This is a genomic window from Microbacterium paludicola, from assembly GCF_039529675.1.
In the GTDB taxonomy this organism is placed as follows: domain Bacteria; phylum Actinomycetota; class Actinomycetes; order Actinomycetales; family Microbacteriaceae; genus Microbacterium; species Microbacterium paludicola.
In genome coordinates, this window is the sequence record NZ_BAAANG010000035.1 from 210250 (window position 1) to 233776 (window position 23527).

Below are 23527 nucleotides of genomic sequence, written 5' to 3' on the forward strand. Positions count from 1 at the left end.
CGGCGGCGACGATCTTCGACTCAGCCGAGCCGGAGACCTTGTCCACCGAGACGGTCAGCGCCACGGCGATCTCGCCGTTGCCGAGGACCTTGACCTTCTCGTTCTTGCGGACGGCGCCCTTGGCGACCAGGTCGGCGACGGTCACGTCGCCACCCTGCGGGTAAAGCTCCGCGAGCTTCTCCAGGTTCACGACCTGGTACTCGACGCGGAACGGGTTCTTGAAGCCGCGCAGCTTCGGCGTGCGCATGTGCAGCGGCATCTGGCCACCCTCGAAGCCGGGGCGGACGCTGTAACGGGCCTTGGTGCCCTTCGTACCGCGACCGGCCGTCTTGCCCTTCGAGCCCTCACCGCGACCCACGCGGGTCTTGGCGGTGTTGGCACCGGGGACGGGACGGAGGTGGTGCACCTTCAGCACGCCGGGGCGCTTGGCCTCGGTGGTCTGCTTCTTCTCGGCCTTGTCGGCCGTGGCCTTCTTCTCAGCCATCAGTCGATCTCCTCAACACTCACGAGGTGAGCGACGGCACGGACGTAGCCGCGCGTCTGGGCGTCGTCGGGACGGACGACCGAGTCGCCGATCCGCTTCAGACCGAGCGAACGCAGCGTGTCACGCTGGTTCTGCTTCTCGCTCACCTTGGACTTGACCTGCGTCACCTTCAGACGAGCGGCCATCAGACACCTGCCTTCGCAGCAGCGGCGGCCTCGGCCTCCGCACGGACGAGACGTGCCGGCGCGACCTGGTCGAACTCGAGGCCACGGCGCGCGGCGACCGCACGGGGCTCCTCGAGCTGCTTCAGGGCCTCGACCGTCGCGTGCACGATGTTGATCGTGTTCGACGAACCGAGCGACTTCGACAGCACGTCGTGGATGCCGGCGCACTCGAGCACGGCGCGGACCGGACCACCGGCGATAACACCGGTACCGGCCGAGGCCGGGCGCAGCATGACGACGCCGGCGGCAGCCTCACCCTGCACGGGGTGCGGGATGGTGGCGCCGGAGCGCGGCACGCGGAAGAAGTTGCGCTTCGCGTCCTCGACACCCTTGGAGATGGCCAGGGGCACCTCGCGGGCCTTGCCGTAGCCGACACCGACCACGCCGTTGCCGTCGCCGACGACCACGAGAGCGGTGAAGCTGAAGCGACGACCACCCTTCACGACCTTCGACACGCGGTTGATCGTGACGACGCGCTCGAGGAACTGGTTGTCCGCACCGCGGTCGTTGCGGTCACGACCGCCACGACCCTGGCCCCGATCGTTGCGGCCGCCACGGCGGTCGCCGCGCTCGGTGCGCTGCTCGGTCTGGACCTGCTCGGTCTGCGCCTGCTCGGCGCCGGCCTCGGGGGCCTCGGTGGTCACTTCGGTCTCCTTGTTGTCACTCACAGGTTCAGCCCCCCTTCGCGGGCGCCGTCGGCGATCGCCGCGACACGTCCCGCGTAGCGGTTGCCACCGCGGTCGAACACGACGTCGGTGAAACCGGCGGCCTTGGCGCGCTCGGCGAGGAGCTCGCCGACCTTGCGGGCCTTCGCGGTCTTGTCACCCTCGAAACCGCGCAGGTCGGTCTCGAGCGTCGAGGCAGAGGCCACGGTGTGGCCCTTGCTGTCGTCGACCAGCTGCACGAAGACGTGGCGGGCCGAACGGGTCACGACGAGACGAGGACGGACCTCGGTGCCGACGACCTTCTTGCGAAGGCGAGCGTGGCGGCGCGAACGCGCGGCGGACTTCGACTTCACAGCCATGATTACTTACCAGCCTTTCCGGCCTTGCGACGCACGACCTCGCCCGCGTAGCGGACACCCTTGCCCTTGTACGGCTCAGGCTTGCGGATCTTGCGGATGTTGGCGGCGGTCTCACCGACGGCCTGCTTGTCGATGCCGCTCACGGTGAGCTTGTTGTTGCCCTCGACGGTGAGCGTGATGCCGGCCGGCGGCTCGACGGTGACGGGGTGCGAGAAGCCCAGAGCGAACTCGACAGCCGAGCCCTTCTGCGCCACGCGGTAACCGGTGCCGACGACCTCGAGGCCCTTGGTGTAGCCCTCGGTCACGCCGATGATGTTGTTGTTGATCAGGGTGCGCGTGAGCCCGTGCAGCGAACGCGACTCGCGCTCGTCGTCGGGGCGGGTGACGAGAACCTGGTTCTCCTCGACCTTGACCTCGAGGGGCTTGGCCACGGTGAGCGACAGCTCGCCCTTGGGGCCCTTCACGGCAACCTGCTGCCCGTCGACCGTCACAGTGACGCCGGCGGGGATGTCAATGGGAAGACGTCCAATACGCGACATGAGTGATCACCACACGTAGGCGAGAACTTCTCCGCCCACGCCCTTCTGCTCAGCCTGACGGTCGGTGAGAAGACCGGAGGAGGTGGACAGGATGGCGACACCCAGGCCACCGAGGACCTTGGGGAGCTCGGTCGACTTCGCGTACACGCGGAGGCCGGGCTTCGAGACGCGCTTGATGCCGGCGATCGACCGCTCGCGGTTCGGGCCGTACTTCAGCGTCATCGTGAGGGTCTTGCCGACACGAGCGTCGGTCTCCTCCCACGAGGCGATGTAGCCCTCGCGCTTGAGGATCTCCGCGATGTGCGTCTTGAGCTTGCTCGACGGCAGCGACACGGAGTCGTGGTGCGCCGAGTTCGCATTGCGCAGACGGGTCAGCATGTCTGCGACCGGGTCTGTCATGGTCATATGACTTGTCCTTTTTTCATGAGGTTTCGGCTGCCGTTACACGACAGACGACCTTCACTGAATGATCCGTATTCAGTTGTGGCCGCGTTTCGACTCGGTCGCTTCGCTCCCTCGCCCAACGAACAAGGGGAGTGGAGAAGGTCTCCCCACTCCCCTGTTCGTTGAGCGAGCGAAGCGAGTCGAAACGCACAAACGCTCGATCTTACCGCAGACCGACCTGTGAGTCGGCTCAGGCCTGCTGGTCCTCGTTGCGGAACGGGAAGCCGAGGTGACGGAGAAGCGCGCGGCCCTCGTCATCCGTCTTCGCCGTGGTCACGACGGTGATGTCGAAACCGCGGACGCGGTCGATCTTGTCCTGGTTGATCTCGTGGAACACCGACTGCTCCTGGAGACCGAAGGTGTAGTTGCCGTTGCCGTCGAACTGCTTGCCCGACAGACCGCGGAAGTCGCGGATGCGGGGCAGGGCGAGCGAGACGAGGCGGTCCACGAACTCCCACGCGCGGTCACCGCGGAGGGTGACGTGCGCGCCGATGGCCTGGCCCTCACGCAGCTTGAACTGCGCGATCGACTTCTTCGCCTTGGTGACGACGGGCTTCTGACCCGTGATCGCGGTGAGGTCGGCGACCGCACCCTCGATGACCTTGGAGTCGCGAGCTGCCTCGCCGACACCGGTGTTGACGACGACCTTGACCAGGCCAGGGATCTGCATGACGTTCTCGTAGCCGAACTCGTCCTGCAGCTTCTGACGGATCTGGTCGCGGTAGACCTGCTTCAGGCGCGGCTGGATTTTGCCAGCCTGCGCGTCAATGGTGCTCACTGTCAGATGTCCTTACCAGACTTCTTCGCGACGCGAACGCGAACAGTCTTCTTGACGCCGTCCTTGACCTGCTCCTCCACGCGGAAGCCGACGCGGGTCGGCTTCTTCGAGTCGGGGTCGACGAGCGCGACGTTGGAAATGTGGATGGGGGCCTCGTACGTCTCGATGCCACCGGTCTTCGTGCCGCGCTGCGTCTGGCCGATCCGGTTGTGCTTCGTGATGTAGTTGACGCCCTCGACGACGACACGCTGGCCGCCGTCGATGACCTCGAGGACCTTGCCCTGCTTGCCGCGGTCTCCGCCGCGGTCCTGCTTGGCTCCGGTGATGACCTGGACCAGGTCACCCTTCTTGATCTTCGCCATGGGTTACAGCACCTCCGGGGCGAGCGAGACGATCTTCATGAACTTGCGGTCACGAAGCTCGCGGCCGACCGGGCCGAAGATGCGGGTGCCGCGGGGCTCCCCGTCGTTCTTCAGGATGACGGCGGCGTTCTCGTCGAACTTGATGTACGAGCCGTCAGAACGGCGCGTCTGCTTCACGGTGCGGACGACGACCGCCTTGACGACGTCGCCCTTCTTGACGTTGCCGCCCGGGATCGCGTCCTTGACCGTCGCGACGATGGTGTCGCCCACGCCCGCGTAACGGCGGTTCGAACCACCGAGAACGCGGATGGTGAGCAGCTCCTTCGCGCCGGTGTTGTCGGCGACCTTGAGGCGGGACTCAGTCTGGATCACTTGGCCTTCTCCAGGATCTCAACCAGACGCCAGCGCTTGGTGGCGCTGAGCGGACGGGTCTCGTTGATGAGGACGAGGTCGCCGATGCCGGCGGTGTTGTTCTCGTCGTGCGCCTTGAGCTTGCTCGTGCGACGGATGACCTTGCCGTAGAGGGGGTGCTTAACGCGGTCCTCGACCTCGACGACGATCGTCTTGTCCATCTTGTCGCTCACGACGTAGCCGCGGACCGACTTGCGGTAACCACGGGCGTCGGCGTCGCGCACGTCGTGCTCGGCGTGCTCCACAGCCTTCTTCTCGGTGGCCATCACTCAGCCTCTCCTTCGGCGGCCGGAGTCTCGTCCGACTTCTTCGCCTTGCTCTTCTTGGCCTTCACCTCGACCGGAGCGGGCGTGGCACGGATGCCCAGCTCGCGCTCGCGGATCACGGTGTAGAGACGCGCGATGTCGCGCTTCACGGCGCGGATGCGGCCGTGGCTCTCGAGCTGGCCGGTGGCCGACTGGAATCGCAGGTTGAACAGCTCTTCCTTGGCCTTGCGCAGCTCCTCGACGAGGCGCTGGTCCTCGAACGTGTCGAGCTCGCTCGTGGCGAGCTCCTTGGTGCCGATCGCCATTACGCGTCGCCCTCCTCGCGCTTGATGATGCGTGCCTTCAGAGGCAGCTTGTGAATGGCACGGGTCAGGGCCTCACGAGCGAGCTGCTCGTTGACACCGGCGACCTCGAAGAGGACGCGACCCGGCTTGACGTTGGCGACCCACCACTCCGGCGAACCCTTACCGGAACCCATGCGGGTCTCGGCGGGCTTCTTCGTGAGCGGACGGTCGGGGTAGATGTTGATCCACACCTTTCCGCCACGCTTGATGTGACGCGTCATGGCGATACGAGCGGACTCGATCTGACGGTTCGTCACGTACGCGGGGGTGAGGGCCTGGATGCCGAACTCGCCGAAGGAGACCTTCGTGCCACCGGTGGCCGCACCATCACGCTTGGGGTGGTGCTGCTTGCGGTACTTGACCTTGCGGGGGATGAGCATTACGCCGAAGCTCCTTCCGCCACCGGTGCCTGAGCGTCGTCACGACGCGGGCCACGGCGGCCGCCACGGTCGCGGTCACGGGCGGGCTTCATGTTGGCCTGCTCGCGCGCGAGTTCCTTGTTGGTGAGATCGCCCTTGTAGATCCAGACCTTCACGCCGATGCGGCCGAAGGTGGTCTTGGCCTCGTAGAAGCCGTAGTCGATGTTCGCGCGCAGCGTGTGCAGCGGCACACGACCCTCGCGGTAGAACTCCGAACGCGACATCTCCGCGCCGCCGAGGCGGCCCGAGACCTGGATCCGGACGCCCTTGGCGCCGGCGCGCTGGGCACCCTGCAGGCCCTTGCGCATCGCGCGGCGGAAGGCCACGCGGGCGCTGAGCTGCTCGGCGACGCCCTGGGCGACGAGCTGAGCGTCGGCCTCGGGGTTCTTCACCTCGAGGATGTTCAGCTGGATCTGCTTGCCGGTGAGCTTCTCGAGCTCGCCGCGGATGCGCTCGGCCTCCGCGCCACGACGACCGATCACGATGCCCGGGCGGGCGGTGTGGATGTCGACGCGGACGCGGTCACGAGTGCGCTCGATCTCGATGCGGCTGACGCCGGCACGGTCGAGGTTCGTCTGCAGCAGCTTGCGGATGCGGATGTCCTCGGCCACGTAGTCGGCGTAACGCTGACCAGGCTTCGTCGAGTCCGCGAACCAGCGCGAAACGTGATCGGTGGTGATGCCGAGGCGGAAGCCGTACGGGTTGACCTTCTGACCCATTAGTTGCTCGCCTTCTTCTTGTCGCCGGCAGCGGTCTCAGCGACCTCCGGCGTCGAGAGCACGACCGTGATGTGGCTCGTGCGCTTCTTGATCTGGAACGCGCGGCCCTGTGCGCGGGGGCGGAAACGCTTCAGCGTCGTGCCCTCGTCCACATAGGCGTTCTTGACGAACAGGTCCTGCGAGTTCAGGTACTCGCCGTCCTTGTCGGCCTTCACCTGGGCGTTGGCCATGGCCGACTCCACAAGCTTGAAGATCGGCTCGGAAGCCGTCTGCGGCGCGAACTTCAGGATGGCGAGGGCCTCTTCGGCCTGCTTGCCCTTGATGAGCGCGATGACGCGACGAGCCTTCTGAGGGGTCACGCGGATGTGTCGCACACGTGCGATGGACTCCACCATTTCTCTCTCCTCCTCAGTCGCCTTAGCGGCGACGGCCCTTCTTGTCGTCCTTCTCATGGCCGCGGAAGGTGCGGGTGGGCGCGAACTCGCCCAGCTTGTGGCCGACAAGCGTCTCCGTGACGAACACGGGGATGTGCTTGCGACCGTCGTGAACCGCGATGGTGTGTCCCAGCATTGCGGGGATGATCATCGAGCGGCGCGACCACGTCTTGATGACGTTCTTGGTGCCGGCTTCGTTCTGCGAGACAACCTTGCGCAGCAGGTGCTCGTCGACGAAGGGGCCCTTCTTCAGACTGCGGGGCATCTTCTTTACTCCTACTTGCGCTTCTTGCCGGCGTTACGGCGACGCACGATGAGCTTGTCGCTTTCCTTGTTGGCGTGACGGGTGCGGCCCTCAGCCTGGCCCCACGGGGAGACGGGGTGACGTCCACCGGACGTCTTGCCCTCACCACCACCGTGCGGGTGGTCGACCGGGTTCATGGCGACACCGCGGACGGTCGGGCGGATGCCCTTCCAGCGGTTGCGGCCGGCCTTGCCCCAGTTGATGTTCGACTGCTCGGCGTTGCCGACCTCGCCGATCGTCGCGCGGCAGCGCGCGTCGACGTTGCGGACCTCGCCCGAGGGGAGGCGCAGCTGAGCGTAGGGGCCGTCCTTCGCGACGAGACGCACCGAGGCGCCCGCCGAACGAGCCATCTTCGCGCCGCCGCCGGGGCGGAGCTCGATGGCGTGGATGACGGTACCCGTCGGGATGTTGCGCAGCGGCAGGTTGTTGCCGGGCTTGATGTCCGCGTTCGGACCAGACTCGACGACGTCGCCCTGCTGCAGCTTGTTCGGCGCGAGGATGTAGCGCTTCGTGCCGTCCACGTAGTGCAGGAGCGCGATGCGCGCCGTGCGGTTCGGGTCGTACTCGATGTGCGCGACCTTGGCGTCGACGCCGTCCTTGTCGTTGCGACGGAAGTCGATCACGCGGTACTGGCGCTTGTGGCCACCACCGATGTGACGGGTCGTGATGCGGCCCTGGTTGTTGCGGCCACCGGTCTTGCTCAGCGGACGGAGCAGCGACTTCTCAGGCGTCGATCGGGTGATCTCGGCGAAGTCGGCCACCGACGAGCCGCGGCGACCGGGGGTCGTGGGCTTGTAGTTGCGAATAGCCATGTTCTCTCTTCCTCCCCGACCGTCAGCCGACTGCCGTGAAGATGTCGATGGTGCCCGACTTGAGCGTCACGATGGCGCGCTTGGTGTCCTTGCGCTTGCCGGTGCCGAAGCGGGTGCGGCGGGCCTTGCCGACGCGGTTGATCGTGTTGACCGAAGCCACCTGCACGCCGAAGATCTTCTCGATGGCGAGCTTGATCTCCGTCTTGTTCGAACGGGGGTCCACGATGAACGTGTACTTGCCCTCGTCGATCAGGCCGTAGCTCTTCTCCGAGACGACGGGCTTCAGGATGACGTCGCGCGGGTCCTTCTGGACGGCGGTCATGCGGAGACCTCCTCAGTGGCGCCGACCTTCTGCGCGATGAACGCGTCGATGGCGGCCTTGGTGAAGACGATGTCGTCCGAGACGAGCACGTCGTAGGCGTTGAGCTGGTCGGCCATCAGGACGTGGACGTAACCGAGGTTGCGCACGCTGAGGTAGCCGAAGTCGTCCTCGCGGTCGAGCACGACGAGCACGTTCTTGGCAGGGGACACCGTCGCGAGGAAGGAGGCCGCGGCCTTCGTCGAGGGCTCGGTCACACCGAACGACTCGACGACGTGGATGCGCTCGCCCCGGAAGCGGTCGCTGAGCGCGCCCGCGAGGGCGGCGGCGATCATCTTCTTGGGGGTGCGCTGCGAGTAGTCGCGCGGCTTCGGGCCGTGGACGATGCCACCGCCGGTCATGTGCGGCGCACGGATCGAGCCCTGACGGGCGTTACCCGTGCCCTTCTGCTTGAAGGGCTTGCGGCCGGCGCCCGAGACCTCACCGCGACGCTTGGTCGAGTGGGTGCCCTGGCGAGCCGCCGCGAGCTGCGCGACGACGACCTGGTGGATCAGCGGGATGTTCGTCTTGGCGTCGAACACCGAGGCGGGCAGGTCGACGGAGCCGACCTTCTTGCCGTCAGTGCCCAGGACGTCCAGAGCGAGAGTCGAGTCAGCCATCTAACTCAGGCCCCCTTCACTGCGTTGCGGACGTACACGGTGCGGCCGCGCGCGCCGGGGACGGCGCCCTTGACGAGCAGCAGACCCTTCTCGGCGTCGACGGCGTGAACCGTGAGGTTGAGGACGGTCACGCGCTCGGCGCCCATACGGCCGGCCATGCGCATTCCCTTGAAGACGCGGCTCGGGGTCGACGATGCGCCGATCGAACCGGGCTTGCGGTGGTTGCGGTGTGCACCGTGCGAAGCCGAGACGCCCTTGAAGTTGTGGCGCTTCATGACACCGGCGGTGCCCTTGCCCTTGCTCGTGCCGACGACGTCGACGAGCTGGCCGGCCTCGAAGGTGCCGTCGACCGTCAGCTCCTGACCGAGTGCGTACTCGGCGGCGTCGGCGGTGCGGATCTCCGCGAGGTGGCGGCGCGGCGTGACGCCGGCAGCCTCGAAGTGGCCCGAGAGCGGCTTGTTCACCTTGCGCGGGTCGATGGCGCCGGCGGCGATCTGGATGGCCGAGTAGCCGTCCTTCTCCGCCGTGCGGACCTGGGTGACCACGTTCGGCGCGAGCTCGATCACCGTGACGGGGATGAGCTTGCCGTTCTCGTTCCAGACCTGGGTCATGCCGAGCTTGGTGCCCAGCAGGCCCTTCGAAATCTTGTTGTTGATGTCAGCCATGTCGAACCCGCCCTCAGAGCTTGATCTCGATGTTGACGTCGGCCGGGAGGTCGAGACGCATGAGCGAGTCGACGGCCTTCGGCGTCGGGTCCACGATGTCGATGAGGCGCTTGTGCGTGCGCATCTCGAAGTGCTCGCGGCTGTCCTTGTACTTGTGGGGCGAACGGATCACGGCGATCACGTTCTTCTCGGTCGGAAGCGGCACCGGGCCGACGACCTGGGCGCCCGCTCGGGTCACCGTGTCGACGATCTTGCGCGCCGACGAGTCGATGATCTCGTGGTCATACGACTTCAGGCGAATGCGGATCTTCTGTCCCGCCATTTGTCTGCTCATCTCTCTTCACGCGTCATACCTCTGGGGCATTGGACGCACGTACCCTCCGGAAACCCTTCGGGCCAGTTTTCACATGTCAGTCCACGCGCACAGAGATAGCCCCTGCGCAGTGGTGTGTGATTTCGTTCTCCTGCCCGCGGCCCAGACTGTGGTCTGTGCACTGCCCTGGCAGTGATCCCGCGCAGTCCTCCCTTGGGGAGCGCACGCGGAAATGTGGAACTTGTCTATTCTGCCATCCCCGGGGTCGTATCGGCAACCCGGGCGTGTCGCGCCCCGATCCGCGGAACCGCGCGGCTCGCCGAGTCCCGTTGGGCACCTTCCCAGGGTGCACATCCGGAGCGATCCGCGGATCCGCTCGCTGCTACAGAGGACATCCGGCGTCCCGAGGAGGAACCGCGCCCCGAACATCCTCTCCTCGCCGGATCTCCTCGTTTCGGCGCCACGCAGGATGCACGCGCACCGAACAGAGGAGATCTGCTCGCGGCAGGAGATTCGGCGACCCGGATGTCCTCTCCTCGCCGGATCTCCTCGTTTCGATCGCACGCAGGATGCGCTCGAGCGAGCAGCGGAGATCCGGCCGCGCCAGGAGACCCGGAACCCCGGATGTCCTCCGCTCGCCGGATCTCCTCGTTTCGGGATGTGCGCAGGATGCACGCGCACCGAACAGAGGAGATCCGCTCGCGGCAGGATCCCCGGAGGGCCGGATGTCCTCTCTTCGCCGGATCTCCTCGCTTCGGGATGTGCGCATCCCCGCCTGGGCGGAGCGGAGGTTCGTCCACAACGAGGAACGCGCGCGAATCGCTCCACATCTTGGCCCGACGCGCGATCCGGATCGGGCTTCGCGCCACGATTCGGACATGGATCTCATCGAGTACATCGCCGCACGGGGCGGGATCGTGCGGACACGAGCACTGCGCGAGGCCGGGTTCTCGGCGCACACGATCGCCCGCGCCGTCGCCGCGGGCCGGGCCACCCGGTTCCGACGGACGTGGATCGCGATCGGCGGCGTCGATCCGATCCTCGCCGGCGCCGCCAAGCTGGGGATCGTCGTCACCTGCATCACACAGGCGGCGCGTCTTGGGCTGTGGACGTACGTCGACCCCGCCGATCCGCACGTCTATCACGTCGCCGCCTCGCCGCATGCGGGCTCCGTGGCAGTGACGCAGTCGCTCGTGCACTGGTCCAAGCCGCTCATCCCGCGCGATCCGGATGCGCTCGAGGACCCGATCGAGAACGTCCTGGCGATCATCGCGGAGTGCCAGCCGCACGAGCGGGCGCTCGCGACATGGGACTCCGCCTTCAACAAGGGGCTCGTCGACCGCGACTCGTTCTCCCGGTTCGCGTTGCGTCCCGCGGCGCGCCGACTGCTCGCCGAGGTGTCGCCGTTCCGCGACTCCGGTCTCGAGACCTTCATCGTCACGCGGCTGAGGTGGCTGGACCTGCCGATCCGCTGCCAGGTGTGGCTCTACGGCCATCGAGTCGACGTGCTGATCGGCGACCGCCTCGTGCTGCAGGCGGACGGTGGTCACCATGTCGGCGCGCAGCGCGCATCCGACAACGCGCACGACGCGATCCTGCGCCTTCATGGCTACACGGTGATCCGCGTCACGTACGCGCAGATCATGGACCACTGGCCCGAGGTGCAGGAGCTGATCCTGCGGGCGATCGCGCAGGGCCTGCACAAGGCGGCCTGAGCACCACCGCGAAAACAGGAGATCCAGCCGGCGCAGGATGAATCGGCGCGAAACGTCCTCGGAAGGCTGGATCATCCGGCGCAGGGTCCGTGCGTGTGATGTCCGGGCGGGGCCGTGATCATCCACGAAACGAGGAGATCCAGCCAGCGCAGGATGAATCGGCGCGAAACATCCTCGGGAGACCGGATCATCCGGCGCAGGATCTGCGGACGGGGCCGCGACCGTCCACGAAAACAGGAGATCCGGCCGGCGCAGGATGAATCAGGGGCGAAACATCCTCGCGCGGCCGGATCTCCTGGCGCGGCACGCAGCGGATCAGTACCAGTTGACCGCCTGCGAGTGGCCCCACGCGGCGCACGGGGTGCCGTAGGCGCGGGAGATGTAGTCGAGGCCCCAGGCGATCTGCGTGGTGGCGTTGGTCTGCCAGTCGGCGCCGACCGTCGCCATCTTGCTGCCGGGAAGCGACTGCGGGATGCCGTACGCACCGCTCGAGGGGTTCGAGGCCTGGTAGTTCCAGCCCGACTCCTTGTTCCAGAGCGACACGAGGCAGCCGAACTGGTCGGCTCCCCAGCCGTAGCGCTCGGCGGCCATCGCCGAGGCGGTCGCCTGCGCGGCGGCGGGCGTGTTCGCGGCGGCGGCGGCCTCGGCGGCCTTGCGCTCCTCCTCGGCCTTGCGGGCAGCCTCCTCGGCGGCCTTGCGCTCTTCCTCCGCCTTGCGGGCGGCCTCGGCGTCGGCCTCCTCGAGGGCGGCTGTCTGCGCGACGATCTCCTCGCTGATCTCCTCGGTCTCGCGGGCCTCGCCCTTCACGACGACCGCGGGCATCCGCTCGTAGTCGCTCAGCTTGTCGACGCGCTTCTCGAGGGGTGCGGTGTCGACGCCCTCGTGGGCCTCGTCGAGCGCCGACTCGGCGCGCTCGAGCGCGGTCTGCGCGAGTTCGACGGCCTGGGGGTCCTCCGCGGCGACGGTCACCGTGCGCGTGTGCTGCGGCACGGCGGCCGAGACAGCGACACCGCCCGAGACCACGATGCCGAGGCCGGCGGCGACGCCGATGAGGCGACGACGGCGACGGATGCCACGCTCGCGGCGCAGCAGGCTGAGGTGGTTCGCGCGGGGGAACGGGGTGAGCAGGGGTGTATCAGTGTGGTTCTGCGACATGCCTTTGCTTCGGGTCGGGTACGCCCGTGCACGCTCGTCGGCGGCCCGCTTCGGGTAGCGGCCGCACGTCCGCGTGGCGCCTTCGGGTGGCGCCCGCGACGAACACAGACCCTCCACCGTCTCCCCTGCTCCTGGACGAGTCGTGCTCAGGCCATGGGAGGAGCGTGCACGCGCCGTGGGCGTTACCTGTTCGTTACCTGGCCATCCCCTGGACGCCTGGCGACACGCGACGAGGCCCTCACCCCCGGATCGGGGGCGAGGGCCTCGAGGTGATTCGCGCTTACTTGTCGCCGACGGCGCCGTCGACGTTGTCGCGGATCTGGTCGATCTGGCCGTCGAGGTCGTCCGGCAGGACACCCTTAGCGAAGTCGGTGACCTTGTCGAGGACCGTGTCGCTGACGCCCTCGGCCTCGGCGCTCTGCAGGGCATCCTGCAGCTTGTCCTTGTTCTGCTCGAAGAGTTCCTTGCCCTGGTTCACGAGATCGTCGAAGCCCATGATTTCCCCTCCAAATGGGATCGGTGCGTCCGCAGCTGCGGATGCCTCGCGGCAATTGTGACAGGGGATGCGTGGATCCGATACCCGCTCAGCGGGAGAGAACTGCCCGTCGCGCGAGGCGGTCGCTTCGGCTCGCAAGCTCGCTCAGCAACCGGCGGCCGGGCACAACGCGGTCGCTTCGGCTCGCAGGCTCGCTCAGCAACCGGCGGCCGGGCACAACGCGGTCGCTTCGGCTCGCAGGCTCGCTCAGCAACCGGCGGCCGGCACAACGCGATCGCTTCGGCTCGCAGGCTCGCTCAGCAACCGGGGGGCTCGCGGGCTCGCTCAGCAACCGGCGGCCGGGCACGACGCGGTCGCTTCGGCTCGCAGGCTCGCTCAGCAACCGGCGGGGCGGCACAACGCGGTCGCTTCGGCTCGCAAGCTCGCTCAGCAACCGGGCAGCTCGCGGGCTCGCTCAGCAACCGCGGCGATCAGGCGACGGTGTCGCCGGGCAGCAGCGCGGCGCGGAACGTCTTGAACAGGATGATGATGTCGCCCATCACGCTCCAGTTCTCGACGTAGGAGAGGTCGAGGCGCACGCTGTCGTCCCACGACAGGGACGAGCGGCCGGAGACCTGCCACAGTCCCGTGATCCCCGGCTTGACGAGGAAGCGGCGGTGCACGTGGTCGTCGTACTGGTCGACCTCGCGCTGGATGGGCGGACGCGGCCCGACGAGCGACATGGATCCGCCGACGACGTTCAGCAGCTGCGGCAGCTCGTCGAGGCTGTACTTGCGCATGATCCGGCCGACGGGCGTCACACGCGGGTCGTTGCGCATCTTGAACTGCACGGTGTTGCCCATGTCCTGCAGGTCGAGCAGCGACTCGAGCTGCTTGTCGGCGTCGACCACCATGGAGCGGAACTTCAGCATGTCGAACGTGCGGCCGTGACGGCCGACGCGCGGCTGCCGGTAGATGATCGGGCCCGACGACGTGAACTTCACGATGAGCGCGAGCAGCAGCATCACGGGGCTGAGCAGGATGACGAGGCTCGTCGCGCCGAGCAGATCCATCGTGCGCTTGACGAAGCGCTGACCCGACGAGAAGCGCGGCGTCTCGACGTGCATCAGGGGGACGCCGGATGCCGGGCGCATGTGGATGCGGGGGCCTGCGATGTCGGTGATGCTCGGGGCGAGCACGAGGTGCTGCCGCCCGGCCTCGAGCGTCCAGGAGATCTTCTTGACGCGGTCGGCGCCGATCTCGTCGGTGCTGGTGATCACGACGGTGTCGGCGCCCGAGACCGCCAGAGCCCGCTCGATGGCGTTGACGTTGCCGAGCACGGGGACGTTGCTTCCGCGCACCGTGTCGGAGACCCGGCCCGTGGGAAGGCACGCGCCGACGACGGTGTAGCCCGCGGCGGGCGCCCGCTCGAGCTCGCGCGCGAGGTGCAGCACCGAGCGCTCGGAGCCGACGAGCACAACCCGCGCGGAGTACGCGCCGGCGCGGCGACGGCGGCCGAGCCAGCGGCGCCAGACCCACCGCTCGGCGAACAGCGCGAGCACGCCGATGGGGAAGGCGAGCAGCAGATAGCCGCGGGCGATGCTGATCTGCGCGAGGAACGCGATGATCGCGACGGCGCCGAACAGCTTGAAGCTCGCATCGAAGACGCGCTTGTACTCCGTCGCGCCGACGCCGATGACGCGGTCGGTGCGGGTGTCGTGGAACGACAGCGAGACGTACCAGACGAGGGTCAGCAGCACCGAGAACAGCGTGTACGACGACGGCAGGATGCCGATCTGCCCCGGGATCGAGGCGTGCAGGCCGAGCCACCAGATCTGCGCCCCGAAGACGACGACCAGGATGGTCACGAAGTCGGTGATGCGCAGGGCGTTCGCGTACCGGCGCCGCCAGTCGAACGCGTGGGTGGGAGACGTCACGATCGTTGGCTTGCCGGCGACCTCGCTGCTCGACCCGGCATCATCCGCGGAGCGCCGCGCGGCGTCCTCGAGTCCGGATGCCCCGTCCTCGTCCCGCTGGGTCGAGGTTCGCGCGATGTCAGTCGTCAACGTTCCCCCAATTCCATCGCACGTGGCATAAGACAGACCGGAGGAAGTCTACCCCTCCGCTGGGAGCGTGCCCAGGACCACGTGCACGGGTGCCCGGGTCGGCGAGTGGCCGCCTCCGGTGGGCCTGCGCCCTACTCACATCCAGCGAGCGTACCCGTGGTCGCCTGCACCATCGGCGTGCTGCGCAGCGAGAGGGGGCCGAACTCCCCCTCGCCGACGAACGTCGCCGTCACCTTGGCGAGCTCGCTCGGGTTGAGGTACGTCTCGAACCAGGCGACGGGGCGCCCCAGGTCGACGACGTCGTCGCGCTTGAGCGCGACCTCCTCGCCCTCCACGGCGACCGACTCGATCGTCGTGCCGGGAGGGCCGTAGACGTACACCTGGGTGCGGAACGTCGTCGGGCTCCAGTTCGGGTTGCCGCTCTTGACGTAGTCGGGAAGCGCCTCGGCCGCCGCCTGGTCGATGTCGAGGTGGAGCGTCGTCTGCACGTCGAAGCGGCTCGTGTTCGCCTCGCAGGTCTGCGTGACGTCGATGTTCGACTTCATGTAGTAGTCGATCTTCGACGCCGACTCGTCGCGGAAGAAGACGCCGACGGCGGTCTCCTCCTCGTTGTCGGTCGGCAGGATGCCCGCGACGCGCTCGTCGGCGATCTGCTCCTGCACGTCGCCGTTGGCGCTCCAGAACAGGATGTTGCCGCCGTTGATGCCGTCGCGCACGGCCGAGGCCATCGCCTGGGGGGCGAAGTCGCCGGAGGAGAGCTTGCCGAAGACCTGCTCGGCGACGCTGGCGAAGAACTGGTCGACGATCTCGGGGCTCTCGTAGCTGTTCCAGCGGCTGTAGACGTCGCTCAGCAGCAGCTGCACGGCGTTGTCGCTCGTCATGGTGTCGCCGGTGGAGAGCTGGATCGGCCCGGTCGCGACGAGGATCTTGCCGAGCGCGATCGGGTCGATCGAGATCACGCCGTCGATCTGATCCGGAGCGATGTCGCGCTGCCAGAAGGCCGTGGTGATCTTCGCCATGGTGGGGAAGTCGGGGCGACTCGACGAGGTGTTGATGTGGTGGAGCAGGTAGTCGCTGTACAGGTCGATCGCGCTCTGGTCGACGTCGACGTCGACGGGCACGAACTCCTGGTAGTCGGCGCTGCTCGCCTGCGTGGTGATGTCGATCGCCCCGCCCTCGGCGCGCACGAGCGTCTGCGAGGCGGCCGAGCCGCCGAGGCCCACCGACTCGGCGTTGTTCTGGAAGACGAGCAGGTAGTTGCGCGGGCCGTTGGCGCCGAGGAGCTCGGGGCCGAACTCGGCGAGCGGTCCCGCGATCGACATGACCTGGTTGACCTGCTCGACACCCGCGCGGACGGGGCCGATCAGGGCACCCGACTGCTGGATGCCGGCGACGTCGGCGGCGAGGCTGGTGAGCTTGTCGCCGTTGTCCTCGATGACGGGCACGAGCTTCTGCAGGATGGGCTCCTGGCTCTCGCCCGAGCGCGCCGCGAGCACGGGCACCGCGAGCTTGTTGGTCAGCACGTCCAGCGACTCGGCGGCGAGGCGCACGCCGCGCAGGTTGTCTCCTGCCCACGGGATGAACTCGGCGATGCGCCACACGGGATCGACCGACACGCTCGCCGCGTTGGCGGCGTGCTCGCCCAGGATCGGCACCGACACCTCGAGCGTGCCGCCGTCCTGCACGTGCTCGATGACCCGCTGGGCGGCCTCGACCTCGGACTTCACGATCAGCGCGCGCACCGCGAGCCACGCGCCCGCGACGAGCAGCACGATGAGGCCGATGATGATGCCCTTGCGGATCCTGCGGCGGCGACGCGCGGCGTCATCCGCTCCCCGCTCGTCCACGGCGCGGGGCGGGGTCGGCGCCTCGTATCCCGGCACGTCGATCACCTGGGTGCGTGCGGCACCGGATGCCTCCTCGCGCGCCATCGCCTCGCGGCGCGCGCGACGGCTGGGGGCGGGTTCGGAGGATGCGTGGGGGGACGGCATGCCCCCTAGCCTACGAAGGGTTCCGGGGGATTCCCTCTCAGCGGGCCGTCACTGCGCGGCGGATGTGCCCGACAGGATGACCGGATCGGCGGTCAGCGCGACCGTCACGTGACCGTCCGTGGGCGTCAGCGTCGTCGCGGTGCCGTCGATCCGCGTCATCCGCACGGGGCCCTTCGCCGGGTACCGGACGGTCTCGTCCCCCGCGGTCGACCAGGCGATCCGCACCGGATCGCCCTCGCCGAAGCGATACGACCAGACGCCGGCGCCCGTGTCGTCCCGGCCGTGGGCCGTGCGCCCGCCGACCGACTGGATGAGCAGCGCCTGCGCGAAGGCGGCCGGCTTCGGCTGCAGGGCGGATGCGCCGGTCTTGCGCTGGGAGAAGAGGCCGAAGTTGCCCTCGTGCGAGACCGGATCGACGGTGTCGTTGACGAGGTCGTACCAGAACAGGCGCTCGGCGCCGGCGCCGAGCGCCGCGGTCTGCGCGCGGACGAGGTAGGCGGCCTGCTGCCACGCGTCGAGCCCGTCGCCGCGCTCGTCGCCCGTCGTCCAGCCGAGCTCGGTGATCCAGATCGGCCGCTCGGCGCCGGCCGCGCGCATCCCCTTGCGGGCGTCGGCGACGAACGAGCCGACCTTCTCGGGTGAGTCCCACGCGTTGTAGGGATGGAAGCTCATGACGTCGGTGTCGTCGAGCGCCCCGCGCTTCCAGAGGTCGTCGAACCATTCGCCGTCGTAGGTGGAGATGCCGCCGACGACGATCGGCAGCTCGGGATCCGCGGCGCGCACGCTCTTCGCGACGGCGTCGACGAGCGGCGCGTAGCAGCGCGCGGCGGGGCCGCACTCCCCCGTGTTGAAGCGCAGGTTGTCGAACTCGTTGAACACCTCGAGTCCGACGAGGTCGAAGTGCGTCGCGACGTAGCCGGCGTACTGGCCGAAGGCGCGCACCCCCGCGGCCGTCGAGGGCGTGCGTCCCTTGTCGTAGAGCTCGTTGCCGTAGTTGACGATTCCCAGCAGGTCGGTCTCCTGCGCGCCGAGCTCGGCGAAGCGGGCCTCGAGCTCATCCGGGAACGCGTACACCCCCGGTGAGAGCTCGGACACTCCCCACGTCACGCTGTGCCGGGCGGCGCCGAAGCCGAGGCTCGCGATCGCGTCGGCGGCGCCCTTGTTGGTGGGCGCGAGCAGGTGCGCGGCGACGCCGAAGCGGCCGTCGGGCGCGAGGCGATCCGCTCCGGCGAGCACGCCGATCGGCGCGGACGCCGACGTCCCCGCCGCGTCGGTCACCGTGAGCGTGAAGTAGCCCTGCGGCAGGTCGGGAAGCGGCACCGCCGTGGCGCCCTCGCCGAGGGTGGCGCTGCCCTCCGCGACCGGGCGCTTCGTGCGCGCATCCGCGATCCGCCAGTGCGCGGCGCCGCGCGCCATGTCGAGCGCGAGTGTCGCGCCCTGGGTCGGCACAACGAGCGTGCGGTTCACGATGCCGCCGCCGGTGAACAGCGATTCGAACGAGGGGTTCGGCACCAGGTTGACGTCGGGCTTCTCCGTCCGATGCACAACGAGGTCGTCGATCCCGAGCCCGGCGACGGCGCCCGTGACACGCACGCGCAGGACGACGGATCGGACGCCCTCGGGCACTTGGAACTCGTGCGCGACGGTCTGCCACCGCGCGCTGAGCGGTGGCAGCTCGATCCGGTCCTCGCCGATGTCGAGCGCCGCCTCGACGGGCGCGGGCTGCGCGGTGAGGGAGCGCACCGCCGCGGACAGCCGGTACGTGCCGGCGCCGGGGACCGAGACGGCGACGCGGGCGGCATCCGTCACCTTCTCGACCCGGGGCGCGTTGACGTGGAGCGAGAACTGCCCGTGGGCCGCGCCACCGGCGACGACGTCGACGTCGGCGAGGTCGGTCTCCGCGGCTCGGGTCCACTGCTGGGGCGTGGCGTCGACCGCGGTCAGCACGGGGATGGGCTGGTCCGCGGCGGGCGCCGGCTCGGCATCCGGCGCGGGGGTCGCCGACGGCGCGGGCCGCGGTGCGAGCTCCCGAGGGATGGGCTCCCGGCCCGTGGCCCACGCGACGCTGCCGAGCACAACCGTCGCGACGAGCAGCAGCGCGCCGAGCGCGACGGGCGCGATCACGGAGGAGCGGCGTCCGGACGCCTCCGCGGCGGCGGGCTCGGGTGCCTGGCCGTCAGTCAGCGGCGACATCCGTGGAGATGAAGATCGGCGACGCTCCCAGCGTGACCGTGATCTTGCCGCCCTCGGGCTCGAGCTCGGTGGTCGTGCCCGACATGTCGGTGACGCGGACCGGGCCCGGCACCTCGAACGTCGCCTCCTGCTCGCCGTTCAGGGTCCAGGCGACGCGGATGAAGTCGTCCTCGGTGCCGAAGCGGTGCGAGAAGCTGCCGTCGCCGAGGTCGTCGGAGACCGGATCGCCGCGCCCGGCGAGCTCGTTGATCAGCAGGGCCTGCGCGAACGCGGACGGCTTGGGCGGCAGCGCCGAGACGCCGTCGCGCTTCTGCCCGAACATGCCGAAGTTCCCTTCGTGGGCGTTGCCGTCGCGGCTGTCGTCGACGAGGTCGTACCAGAAGAACTTCTCGACGCCGTGGGCGAGCGCGGTCACCTCGGAGCGCACGAGGCGCTCGGCCTGGACGGCGTCGGTGACGGCCTGGCCCATCTCGTTGCCGGTGGTCCAGCCGAACTCGGTGATCCAGATCGGCTTCCGCTCCCCGCCGTGCGCCTCCATGTTCTTGTTGGCGTCGGCGATGGTTCCCGCGAGGTTCTCGGGAACGTCGTACACGGGCTTGTTGTACGGGTGGAAGCTCATCGCGTCGGTGTGGGCGAGCGCCCCGGTGTCCCAGAGGGCCGCGAACCACTCGCTGGGGTAGTTGGCCGTCGAGCCCGCGACGATCGGGATGTCGGGGTTCACCTCGGCGGCGTGACGCTGGGTCGACTCGATCAGCGGCGTGTAGCAGTGCGGCTCGGAGCCGCACTGGCCGTTGTTGAAGCGCTCGTGGTTGAACTCGTTGAACACCTCGAGGCCCGCGACGTCGAACCGCTCGGCGATCGCGGCGGCGTAGCGGCCGAACGCCTCGACGGCCTCGGGCGACGCGGGGGTGGTGCCGCCGTCGTACAGCGGATTGCCGTAGTTGACGATGCCGAGCAGCCCGATGCCGTGCGAGTGCAGCTTGTCGAACTCCTCGACGTAGTGCGGTGAGAACTCGTACACGCCGGGGGTGCGCTCGTTCTGATCCCACAGCACGTCGTTGCGGGCGAGACCGAAGCCGACCGCCGAGATCGAATCGGCGGCGTCGTAGTACCAGGTCTGGTCGGCGTGCATGGCGACGCCCAGGCGGTCGTCGGGGGTGATGCGGTGGCCGGCGTAGTCGACCGCGGCGAAGGGCGTCGAGACGTAGGCGCCGGTCGCGTCGGTGACCTCGACCGTGTAGTAGCCCTGGGTGACGCCCTCGAGCGGGATGGGCGAGACGCCGTCGCGCACGGGCGCCGTTCCCTCGGCCACAACGCTGCCGTCGGTGCGGGTCACGCGCCACGTCGCATCGCCCGGGGCGACGTTGACGCCGAGCACCGGGTTCTGCCCGCGCAGGATGAGGGAGTCGTTGACGATGCCCCAGTCGGAGGTCACGTCCTCGAACGAGGGGTTCGGCACGATGTTGTCGCCGCCGGCGGCCGTGACCGTGACGTCGTCGATGACGAGGCCTGCGACCGGTCCGTCGATCGAGATCCCGAGCGTCGCCCCCTCCGGAGCGACGAACTCGCCCGTGACCTCGGTCCAGGATGCGTCGAGCTCGGGCAGCTCGATGCGGGTGTCGCCGACGACGAACGCGGCGGCCACCTCCTCGGGAAGCGGAGCGGACGAGCGGACGAACGCCGAGAACGAGTACTCGACGCCGGGCTCCGCGGCGAGCGCGGCGCTCAGGGCGACGGTCGGCTCGGCTACGACGGGCGCGTCGATGTACGCGGCGATCTGCCCCGAGTGCGCCTCGCCCGTCTGCGGCATGATGTCGGCGATCTGCTGCTGGGCGACGCCCTGCCAGCCGTTGAGCATCCCCTGCACGGGCACGGCCGCCGGCAGCGCCACGGGCTCGGGGGTCGGCGTCGGCGTGGGGGTCGGCGTCGGCGTCTTGGTGACGGTGCGCGTGGGCGTGGGGGTCGCCTCGGGCTGCTGCGCCTGGTTAGCGAACGCGAACGCGGCGATGCCGCCGCCGATGACGAGCACCGCGGCCGCGGCGCCGGCGATCACGAGGGTCCGGCGATCCTTACGGATGTTCGTGAGAAACGACATTGCGGGGCCTCCTCGGTCGGCGGTCAGCCCGTCCATCATCACATCCCACGCCGAACACGGTGAATCCCCGGCCGCGAACGGTCGCGGAACGATCGGCCGCATCGTGGCTGGCCCGTAGCATGGGGGGATGCCCGAGCCGCGCCCGCGTGTCGACGCCGTGGTGCCCGTGTACGGCGGGTGGGATCACGTGGAGAAGTGCCTGCGGGCCCTCGCCGCGCAGACGGTGCCCGCCAACGTGATCGTCGTCGACGACGAGTCGCCGGATGACACGGCCGACCGCATCGCCGCGGCCTTCCCCGACATCACCCTGCTGCGCAACGAGCGCAACCGCGGGTTCGCGACGACGTGCAACCGCGGCATCGCGCACGGCGAGGCCGAGATCGTGCTGCTCGTGAACAGCGACGTCATCGCCGAGCCGACGCTCGTCGCGCAGGTGCTCGAGGCGTTCGACTCCGCCGCCCCGGAGACGGGAAGCGTCTGCCCGCTGCTGTTGCGCTCGGACGGGCTCGTCGACTCGCAGGGGATCACGGTGGATCCGACCGCCGCCGGCTTCGTGCGCTTCCATGGCGCGCGCGTCGGCGATGCCGACCCGGCCGACCCGGTCGCGATCGGCCCGTACGGCGCCGCGGCCGCGTACCGGCGGAAGGCGCTCGACGAGGTGGGCCTGCTCGACGAGGGCATCTTCATGTACGGCGAGGAGCTCGACCTCGCGCTGCGGTTGCGCGCCGGGGGCTGGGGCACCGTCGTGCTCGACACCCCGGGCGGCGAGCACATCGGCGGCGCGTCGGCCGGCGCCGGATCGCCGCGGCAGCGCTACCTCGCCGGATTCGGCCGCGGCTACCTGCTGCGGGCCTGGCACGTCGTCGGCGGGCGGCACACGCTGCGCGCGCTTGCGGTCGAGGCGATCGTCTGCGCCCGGCGCATCCTCCTTCACCGCGACGTGAAGTCGCTGACGGGCCGGATCGCCGGCTGGCGCGCCGCGAAGGGCGTCGCGCGTCCGGCGCTTCCCACGGCCGGGATCGACGCCTCGATCGGCCTTGCCCAGTCGCTGCGGATGCGCTCGGCGCGGTACTGGGAGTCCCGCTGATGGCGCTCGTGCGGCGGCTCGCGAGCTTCTCGGCGATCCCTGCGATCTCGGCGCTCATCCCGTTCCTCGTCCTGCCGTTCCTCGCGCGCTCGGCCGGTGCCGACGCCTGGGTCGCGATCGCGGTGGGCCAGTCGGTCGGCGGATTCCTCGCGCTCGTCGTGAGCCTCGGGCTCAACGTCGTCGGCCCCACGCTCGTGGCCACGACCCCCGAGGCCGAGCGGCCCGCCCTGTTCGCCGACGGCACCCGCGCTCGCCTGCTCGCCGCCGTGCCGGCCGCCGCGGTCGGGGCGATCGTCGCCGCGCTGCTCTCCCCCGCGTCCGAGGCCCTGTCCGGCGCGCTCATGGCGGTGGCCATCACGTTCGGCGGGCTGTCATCCGGCTGGTACCTGATCGGGCTCGGCCGGCCGCTGCCGCTGATCACCTACGAGCTCGTGCCGCGGGCGATCGCCACCGCGGCCGGCGCGGCCGTGGTCATCACGGGCGGGCCAGCCGCCTGGTACCCCGCGCTGCTGCTCGTCGCGGTGCTCGGCGGCGTCGGCGCCTACGCGTCGAGGGTGGTCTCGCCGCGCCTGCTGCTGACAAACGGATGGCGGGCCTCGGCCACGCTCGCGCGCCGCCACCTCGCCGCCGCCGCCACCGAGACCGTCAGCGGCGCGTACACGACCCTCGCCGTCTCGCTCGTCACGGGCGCGGCGAGCACGGCGCAGGCCGCGGCATACGTGTCGGGCGACAAGCTGTTCCGGATGGGTCAGACGATCGTCGGCGCGCAGGGGAACGCCCTGCAGGGCTGGGTCGTCGAGGACGACCGCGCGCACCTCGTCGCCCGTGCCCGCACCGCGGTGCTGCTCCACGGGGCTCTCGGCCTCGCAGGCTTCGCGGCGTTCGCGCTGCTCGGGCCCTGGCTGACGGCCGTGCTGTTCGGCGAGAAGGTCGCGATCGACCGGATCACCGCCGTGCTGTTCGGCGTCGCCATCCTGTGTGTCTCGCTCACGACCGCGCTCGGGCGTCACGTGCTCGTCGCCTACGGGCGCTCGCGCGACCTGTTCGTCAGCGTGATCTCGGGGGCCGTCGTGGGCGTGCCCGCCACCCTGATCCTGGCGGGACTGCTCGGCGCCCCCGGCGGCGCGATCGGACTCGCCTCCGCCGAGGCGGTGGTGCTCGCCGTGCAGCTCGGCTACGTGATCCGCCTGCGCGGCCGCGAGCGCGTGCGCGTGCGCGAGGAGGCGTGAC

29 protein-coding genes are annotated in these 23527 nt (G+C 69.3%); 3 read left to right on the plus strand and 26 right to left on the minus strand.

Going from position 1 to position 23527, the window contains the following annotated elements; translation table 11 throughout:
* From rplO to rpsJ, 20 genes are all read right to left on the minus strand, one after another.
* Window positions 1-484: 50S ribosomal protein L15 (rplO, locus tag ABD161_RS14395; protein WP_344004403.1), on the minus strand; the 484-nt coding region annotated here is incomplete at its 3' end.
* Window positions 484-669, minus strand: a complete 186-nt coding sequence (gene rpmD, locus ABD161_RS14400) for a 50S ribosomal protein L30 (protein ID WP_221858874.1) — start codon at window positions 667-669, stop codon at window positions 484-486. The genes rpmD and rplO, both read right to left, overlap by 1 nt.
* Window positions 669-1376 carry a 30S ribosomal protein S5 gene (gene rpsE / locus ABD161_RS14405; protein ID WP_135114768.1) on the minus strand — a complete coding sequence of 236 codons (708 nt, stop codon included), beginning with the start codon at window positions 1374-1376 and terminating at the stop codon, window positions 669-671. Before rpsE ends, rpmD begins: the two co-directional genes overlap by 1 nt.
* A complete protein-coding gene (gene rplR / locus ABD161_RS14410) occupies window positions 1373-1732 on the minus strand; it encodes a 50S ribosomal protein L18 (protein ID WP_344004410.1) in 360 nt (119 codons plus the stop codon). The genes rpsE and rplR overlap by 4 nt, the downstream gene beginning before the upstream one ends.
* 2 nt (window positions 1733-1734) lie before the next feature.
* The gene (gene rplF, locus ABD161_RS14415; RefSeq protein ID WP_135114770.1) at window positions 1735-2271 is read right to left on the minus strand and encodes a 50S ribosomal protein L6; all 537 of its coding nucleotides are present in this window, start codon (window positions 2269-2271) and stop codon (window positions 1735-1737) included.
* Window positions 2272-2277: 6 nt separating this feature from the next.
* Window positions 2278-2676, minus strand: a complete 399-nt coding sequence (gene rpsH, locus ABD161_RS14420; RefSeq protein ID WP_344004415.1) for a 30S ribosomal protein S8 — start codon at window positions 2674-2676, stop codon at window positions 2278-2280.
* 229 nt (window positions 2677-2905) lie between these two features.
* The gene (rplE, locus tag ABD161_RS14425; protein WP_344004418.1) at window positions 2906-3493 is read right to left on the minus strand and encodes a 50S ribosomal protein L5; all 588 of its coding nucleotides are present in this window, start codon (window positions 3491-3493) and stop codon (window positions 2906-2908) included.
* Between the two features lie 2 nt (window positions 3494-3495).
* The gene (gene rplX / locus ABD161_RS14430; protein WP_135114773.1) at window positions 3496-3855 is read right to left on the minus strand and encodes a 50S ribosomal protein L24; all 360 of its coding nucleotides are present in this window, start codon (window positions 3853-3855) and stop codon (window positions 3496-3498) included.
* Between the two features lie 3 nt (window positions 3856-3858).
* Complete coding sequence (gene rplN, locus ABD161_RS14435) at window positions 3859-4227, minus strand: 50S ribosomal protein L14 (RefSeq protein WP_135114774.1); 369 nt, start codon at window positions 4225-4227, stop codon at window positions 3859-3861.
* Window positions 4224-4532, minus strand: coding sequence for a 30S ribosomal protein S17 (rpsQ, locus tag ABD161_RS14440; protein ID WP_135114775.1), 309 nt, complete (start codon window positions 4530-4532; stop codon window positions 4224-4226). The genes rplN and rpsQ overlap by 4 nt, the downstream gene beginning before the upstream one ends.
* Window positions 4532-4837, minus strand: coding sequence for a 50S ribosomal protein L29 (gene rpmC / locus ABD161_RS14445; protein ID WP_135114776.1), 306 nt, complete (start codon window positions 4835-4837; stop codon window positions 4532-4534). Before rpmC ends, rpsQ begins: the two co-directional genes overlap by 1 nt.
* Window positions 4837-5256 (minus strand): 50S ribosomal protein L16, encoded by a 420-nt coding sequence (gene rplP, locus ABD161_RS14450; RefSeq protein WP_055992161.1) that lies wholly within the window; start codon window positions 5254-5256, stop codon window positions 4837-4839. The genes rpmC and rplP overlap by 1 nt, the downstream gene beginning before the upstream one ends.
* On the minus strand, window positions 5256-6014 hold the full coding sequence (rpsC, locus tag ABD161_RS14455) for a 30S ribosomal protein S3 (protein ID WP_135114777.1): 759 nt from the start codon (window positions 6012-6014) through the stop codon (window positions 5256-5258). The genes rplP and rpsC overlap by 1 nt, the downstream gene beginning before the upstream one ends.
* On the minus strand, window positions 6014-6409 hold the full coding sequence (rplV, locus tag ABD161_RS14460; protein ID WP_135114778.1) for a 50S ribosomal protein L22: 396 nt from the start codon (window positions 6407-6409) through the stop codon (window positions 6014-6016). The genes rpsC and rplV overlap by 1 nt, the downstream gene beginning before the upstream one ends.
* A 22-nt stretch (window positions 6410-6431) precedes the next feature.
* Window positions 6432-6713, minus strand: a complete 282-nt coding sequence (gene rpsS / locus ABD161_RS14465) for a 30S ribosomal protein S19 (protein WP_055992152.1) — start codon at window positions 6711-6713, stop codon at window positions 6432-6434.
* Between the two features lie 11 nt (window positions 6714-6724).
* Window positions 6725-7564, minus strand: a complete 840-nt coding sequence (rplB, locus tag ABD161_RS14470) for a 50S ribosomal protein L2 (RefSeq protein WP_135114779.1) — start codon at window positions 7562-7564, stop codon at window positions 6725-6727.
* A gap of 22 nt (window positions 7565-7586) precedes the next feature.
* A complete protein-coding gene (rplW, locus tag ABD161_RS14475; RefSeq protein WP_135114780.1) occupies window positions 7587-7886 on the minus strand; it encodes a 50S ribosomal protein L23 in 300 nt (99 codons plus the stop codon).
* Window positions 7883-8542 carry a 50S ribosomal protein L4 gene (gene rplD, locus ABD161_RS14480; RefSeq protein WP_344004435.1) on the minus strand — a complete coding sequence of 220 codons (660 nt, stop codon included), beginning with the start codon at window positions 8540-8542 and terminating at the stop codon, window positions 7883-7885. The genes rplW and rplD overlap by 4 nt, the downstream gene beginning before the upstream one ends.
* Before the next feature lie 5 nt (window positions 8543-8547).
* Window positions 8548-9207, minus strand: coding sequence for a 50S ribosomal protein L3 (rplC, locus tag ABD161_RS14485; RefSeq protein ID WP_135114782.1), 660 nt, complete (start codon window positions 9205-9207; stop codon window positions 8548-8550).
* A gap of 13 nt (window positions 9208-9220) precedes the next feature.
* On the minus strand, window positions 9221-9529 hold the full coding sequence (gene rpsJ, locus ABD161_RS14490; protein ID WP_135114783.1) for a 30S ribosomal protein S10: 309 nt from the start codon (window positions 9527-9529) through the stop codon (window positions 9221-9223).
* 869 nt (window positions 9530-10398) lie between these two features.
* Between rpsJ and ABD161_RS14495 the strand changes: the two genes are divergently transcribed.
* Window positions 10399-11235 (plus strand): DUF559 domain-containing protein, encoded by an 837-nt coding sequence (locus tag ABD161_RS14495; RefSeq protein WP_344004440.1) that lies wholly within the window; start codon window positions 10399-10401, stop codon window positions 11233-11235.
* A 315-nt stretch (window positions 11236-11550) separates the two neighbouring features.
* On the opposite strand, the gene ABD161_RS14500 is transcribed toward ABD161_RS14495, so the two are convergent.
* From ABD161_RS14500 to ABD161_RS14525, 6 genes are all read right to left on the minus strand, one after another.
* On the minus strand, window positions 11551-12390 hold the full coding sequence (locus ABD161_RS14500) for an aggregation-promoting factor C-terminal-like domain-containing protein (protein ID WP_344004443.1): 840 nt from the start codon (window positions 12388-12390) through the stop codon (window positions 11551-11553).
* Between the two features lie 280 nt (window positions 12391-12670).
* Complete coding sequence (locus tag ABD161_RS14505; RefSeq protein WP_344004446.1) at window positions 12671-12886, minus strand: Rv0909 family putative TA system antitoxin; 216 nt, start codon at window positions 12884-12886, stop codon at window positions 12671-12673.
* Window positions 12887-13356: 470 nt separating this feature from the next.
* Entirely contained in the window at window positions 13357-14931 is a 1575-nt protein-coding gene (locus ABD161_RS14510; RefSeq protein ID WP_344004449.1) for a sugar transferase, read from the minus strand.
* A gap of 131 nt (window positions 14932-15062) precedes the next feature.
* Window positions 15063-16922: a DUF4012 domain-containing protein gene (locus tag ABD161_RS14515; protein ID WP_344004452.1), complete on the minus strand. Its 1860-nt coding sequence runs from the start codon at window positions 16920-16922 to the stop codon at window positions 15063-15065.
* Between the two features lie 48 nt (window positions 16923-16970).
* Window positions 16971-19115: a cellulase family glycosylhydrolase gene (locus ABD161_RS14520; RefSeq protein WP_344004455.1), complete on the minus strand. Its 2145-nt coding sequence runs from the start codon at window positions 19113-19115 to the stop codon at window positions 16971-16973.
* Window positions 19099-21210, minus strand: a complete 2112-nt coding sequence (locus tag ABD161_RS14525) for a glycosyl hydrolase (protein WP_344004458.1) — start codon at window positions 21208-21210, stop codon at window positions 19099-19101. Before ABD161_RS14525 ends, ABD161_RS14520 begins: the two co-directional genes overlap by 17 nt.
* Window positions 21211-21337: 127 nt before the next feature.
* Between ABD161_RS14525 and ABD161_RS14530 the strand changes: the two genes are divergently transcribed.
* On the plus strand, window positions 21338-22297 hold the full coding sequence (locus tag ABD161_RS14530) for a glycosyltransferase family 2 protein (RefSeq protein ID WP_344004460.1): 960 nt from the start codon (window positions 21338-21340) through the stop codon (window positions 22295-22297).
* Entirely contained in the window at window positions 22297-23526 is a 1230-nt protein-coding gene (locus tag ABD161_RS14535; RefSeq protein WP_344004464.1) for a lipopolysaccharide biosynthesis protein, read from the plus strand. Before ABD161_RS14530 ends, ABD161_RS14535 begins: the two co-directional genes overlap by 1 nt.
* The last annotated feature ends 1 nt before the right edge of the window (window position 23527 follow it).

Coding starts and splice junctions, on each gene's coding strand:
- rplV (WP_135114778.1), bottom strand. CDS start 6,409: ATGGTGGAGTCCATCGCACGTGTGCGACACATCCGCGTGACCCCTCAG.
- rplX (WP_135114773.1), bottom strand. CDS start 3,855: ATGGCGAAGATCAAGAAGGGTGACCTGGTCCAGGTCATCACCGGAGCC.
- rplR (WP_344004410.1), bottom strand. CDS start 1,732: ATGGCTGTGAAGTCGAAGTCCGCCGCGCGTTCGCGCCGCCACGCTCGC.
- ABD161_RS14525 (WP_344004458.1), bottom strand. CDS start 21,210: ATGTCGTTTCTCACGAACATCCGTAAGGATCGCCGGACCCTCGTGATC.
- rplC (WP_135114782.1), bottom strand. CDS start 9,207: ATGGCTGACATCAACAACAAGATTTCGAAGGGCCTGCTGGGCACCAAG.
- rplB (WP_135114779.1), bottom strand. CDS start 7,564: ATGGCTATTCGCAACTACAAGCCCACGACCCCCGGTCGCCGCGGCTCG.
- ABD161_RS14500 (WP_344004443.1), bottom strand. CDS start 12,390: ATGTCGCAGAACCACACTGATACACCCCTGCTCACCCCGTTCCCCCGC.
- ABD161_RS14495 (WP_344004440.1), top strand. CDS start 10,399: ATGGATCTCATCGAGTACATCGCCGCACGGGGCGGGATCGTGCGGACA.
- rpmC (WP_135114776.1), bottom strand. CDS start 4,837: ATGGCGATCGGCACCAAGGAGCTCGCCACGAGCGAGCTCGACACGTTC.
- rpmD (WP_221858874.1), bottom strand. CDS start 669: ATGGCCGCTCGTCTGAAGGTGACGCAGGTCAAGTCCAAGGTGAGCGAG.
- ABD161_RS14520 (WP_344004455.1), bottom strand. CDS start 19,115: ATGTCGCCGCTGACTGACGGCCAGGCACCCGAGCCCGCCGCCGCGGAG.
- ABD161_RS14530 (WP_344004460.1), top strand. CDS start 21,338: ATGCCCGAGCCGCGCCCGCGTGTCGACGCCGTGGTGCCCGTGTACGGC.
- rplW (WP_135114780.1), bottom strand. CDS start 7,886: ATGACCGCCGTCCAGAAGGACCCGCGCGACGTCATCCTGAAGCCCGTC.
- rpsQ (WP_135114775.1), bottom strand. CDS start 4,532: ATGGCCACCGAGAAGAAGGCTGTGGAGCACGCCGAGCACGACGTGCGC.
- rplF (WP_135114770.1), bottom strand. CDS start 2,271: ATGTCGCGTATTGGACGTCTTCCCATTGACATCCCCGCCGGCGTCACT.
- ABD161_RS14515 (WP_344004452.1), bottom strand. CDS start 16,922: ATGCCGTCCCCCCACGCATCCTCCGAACCCGCCCCCAGCCGTCGCGCG.
- rpsJ (WP_135114783.1), bottom strand. CDS start 9,529: ATGGCGGGACAGAAGATCCGCATTCGCCTGAAGTCGTATGACCACGAG.
- rpsS (WP_055992152.1), bottom strand. CDS start 6,713: ATGCCCCGCAGTCTGAAGAAGGGCCCCTTCGTCGACGAGCACCTGCTG.
- rplD (WP_344004435.1), bottom strand. CDS start 8,542: ATGGCTGACTCGACTCTCGCTCTGGACGTCCTGGGCACTGACGGCAAG.
- ABD161_RS14505 (WP_344004446.1), bottom strand. CDS start 12,886: ATGGGCTTCGACGATCTCGTGAACCAGGGCAAGGAACTCTTCGAGCAG.
- rpsH (WP_344004415.1), bottom strand. CDS start 2,676: ATGACCATGACAGACCCGGTCGCAGACATGCTGACCCGTCTGCGCAAT.
- rplP (WP_055992161.1), bottom strand. CDS start 5,256: ATGCTCATCCCCCGCAAGGTCAAGTACCGCAAGCAGCACCACCCCAAG.
- ABD161_RS14535 (WP_344004464.1), top strand. CDS start 22,297: ATGGCGCTCGTGCGGCGGCTCGCGAGCTTCTCGGCGATCCCTGCGATC.
- rpsC (WP_135114777.1), bottom strand. CDS start 6,014: ATGGGTCAGAAGGTCAACCCGTACGGCTTCCGCCTCGGCATCACCACC.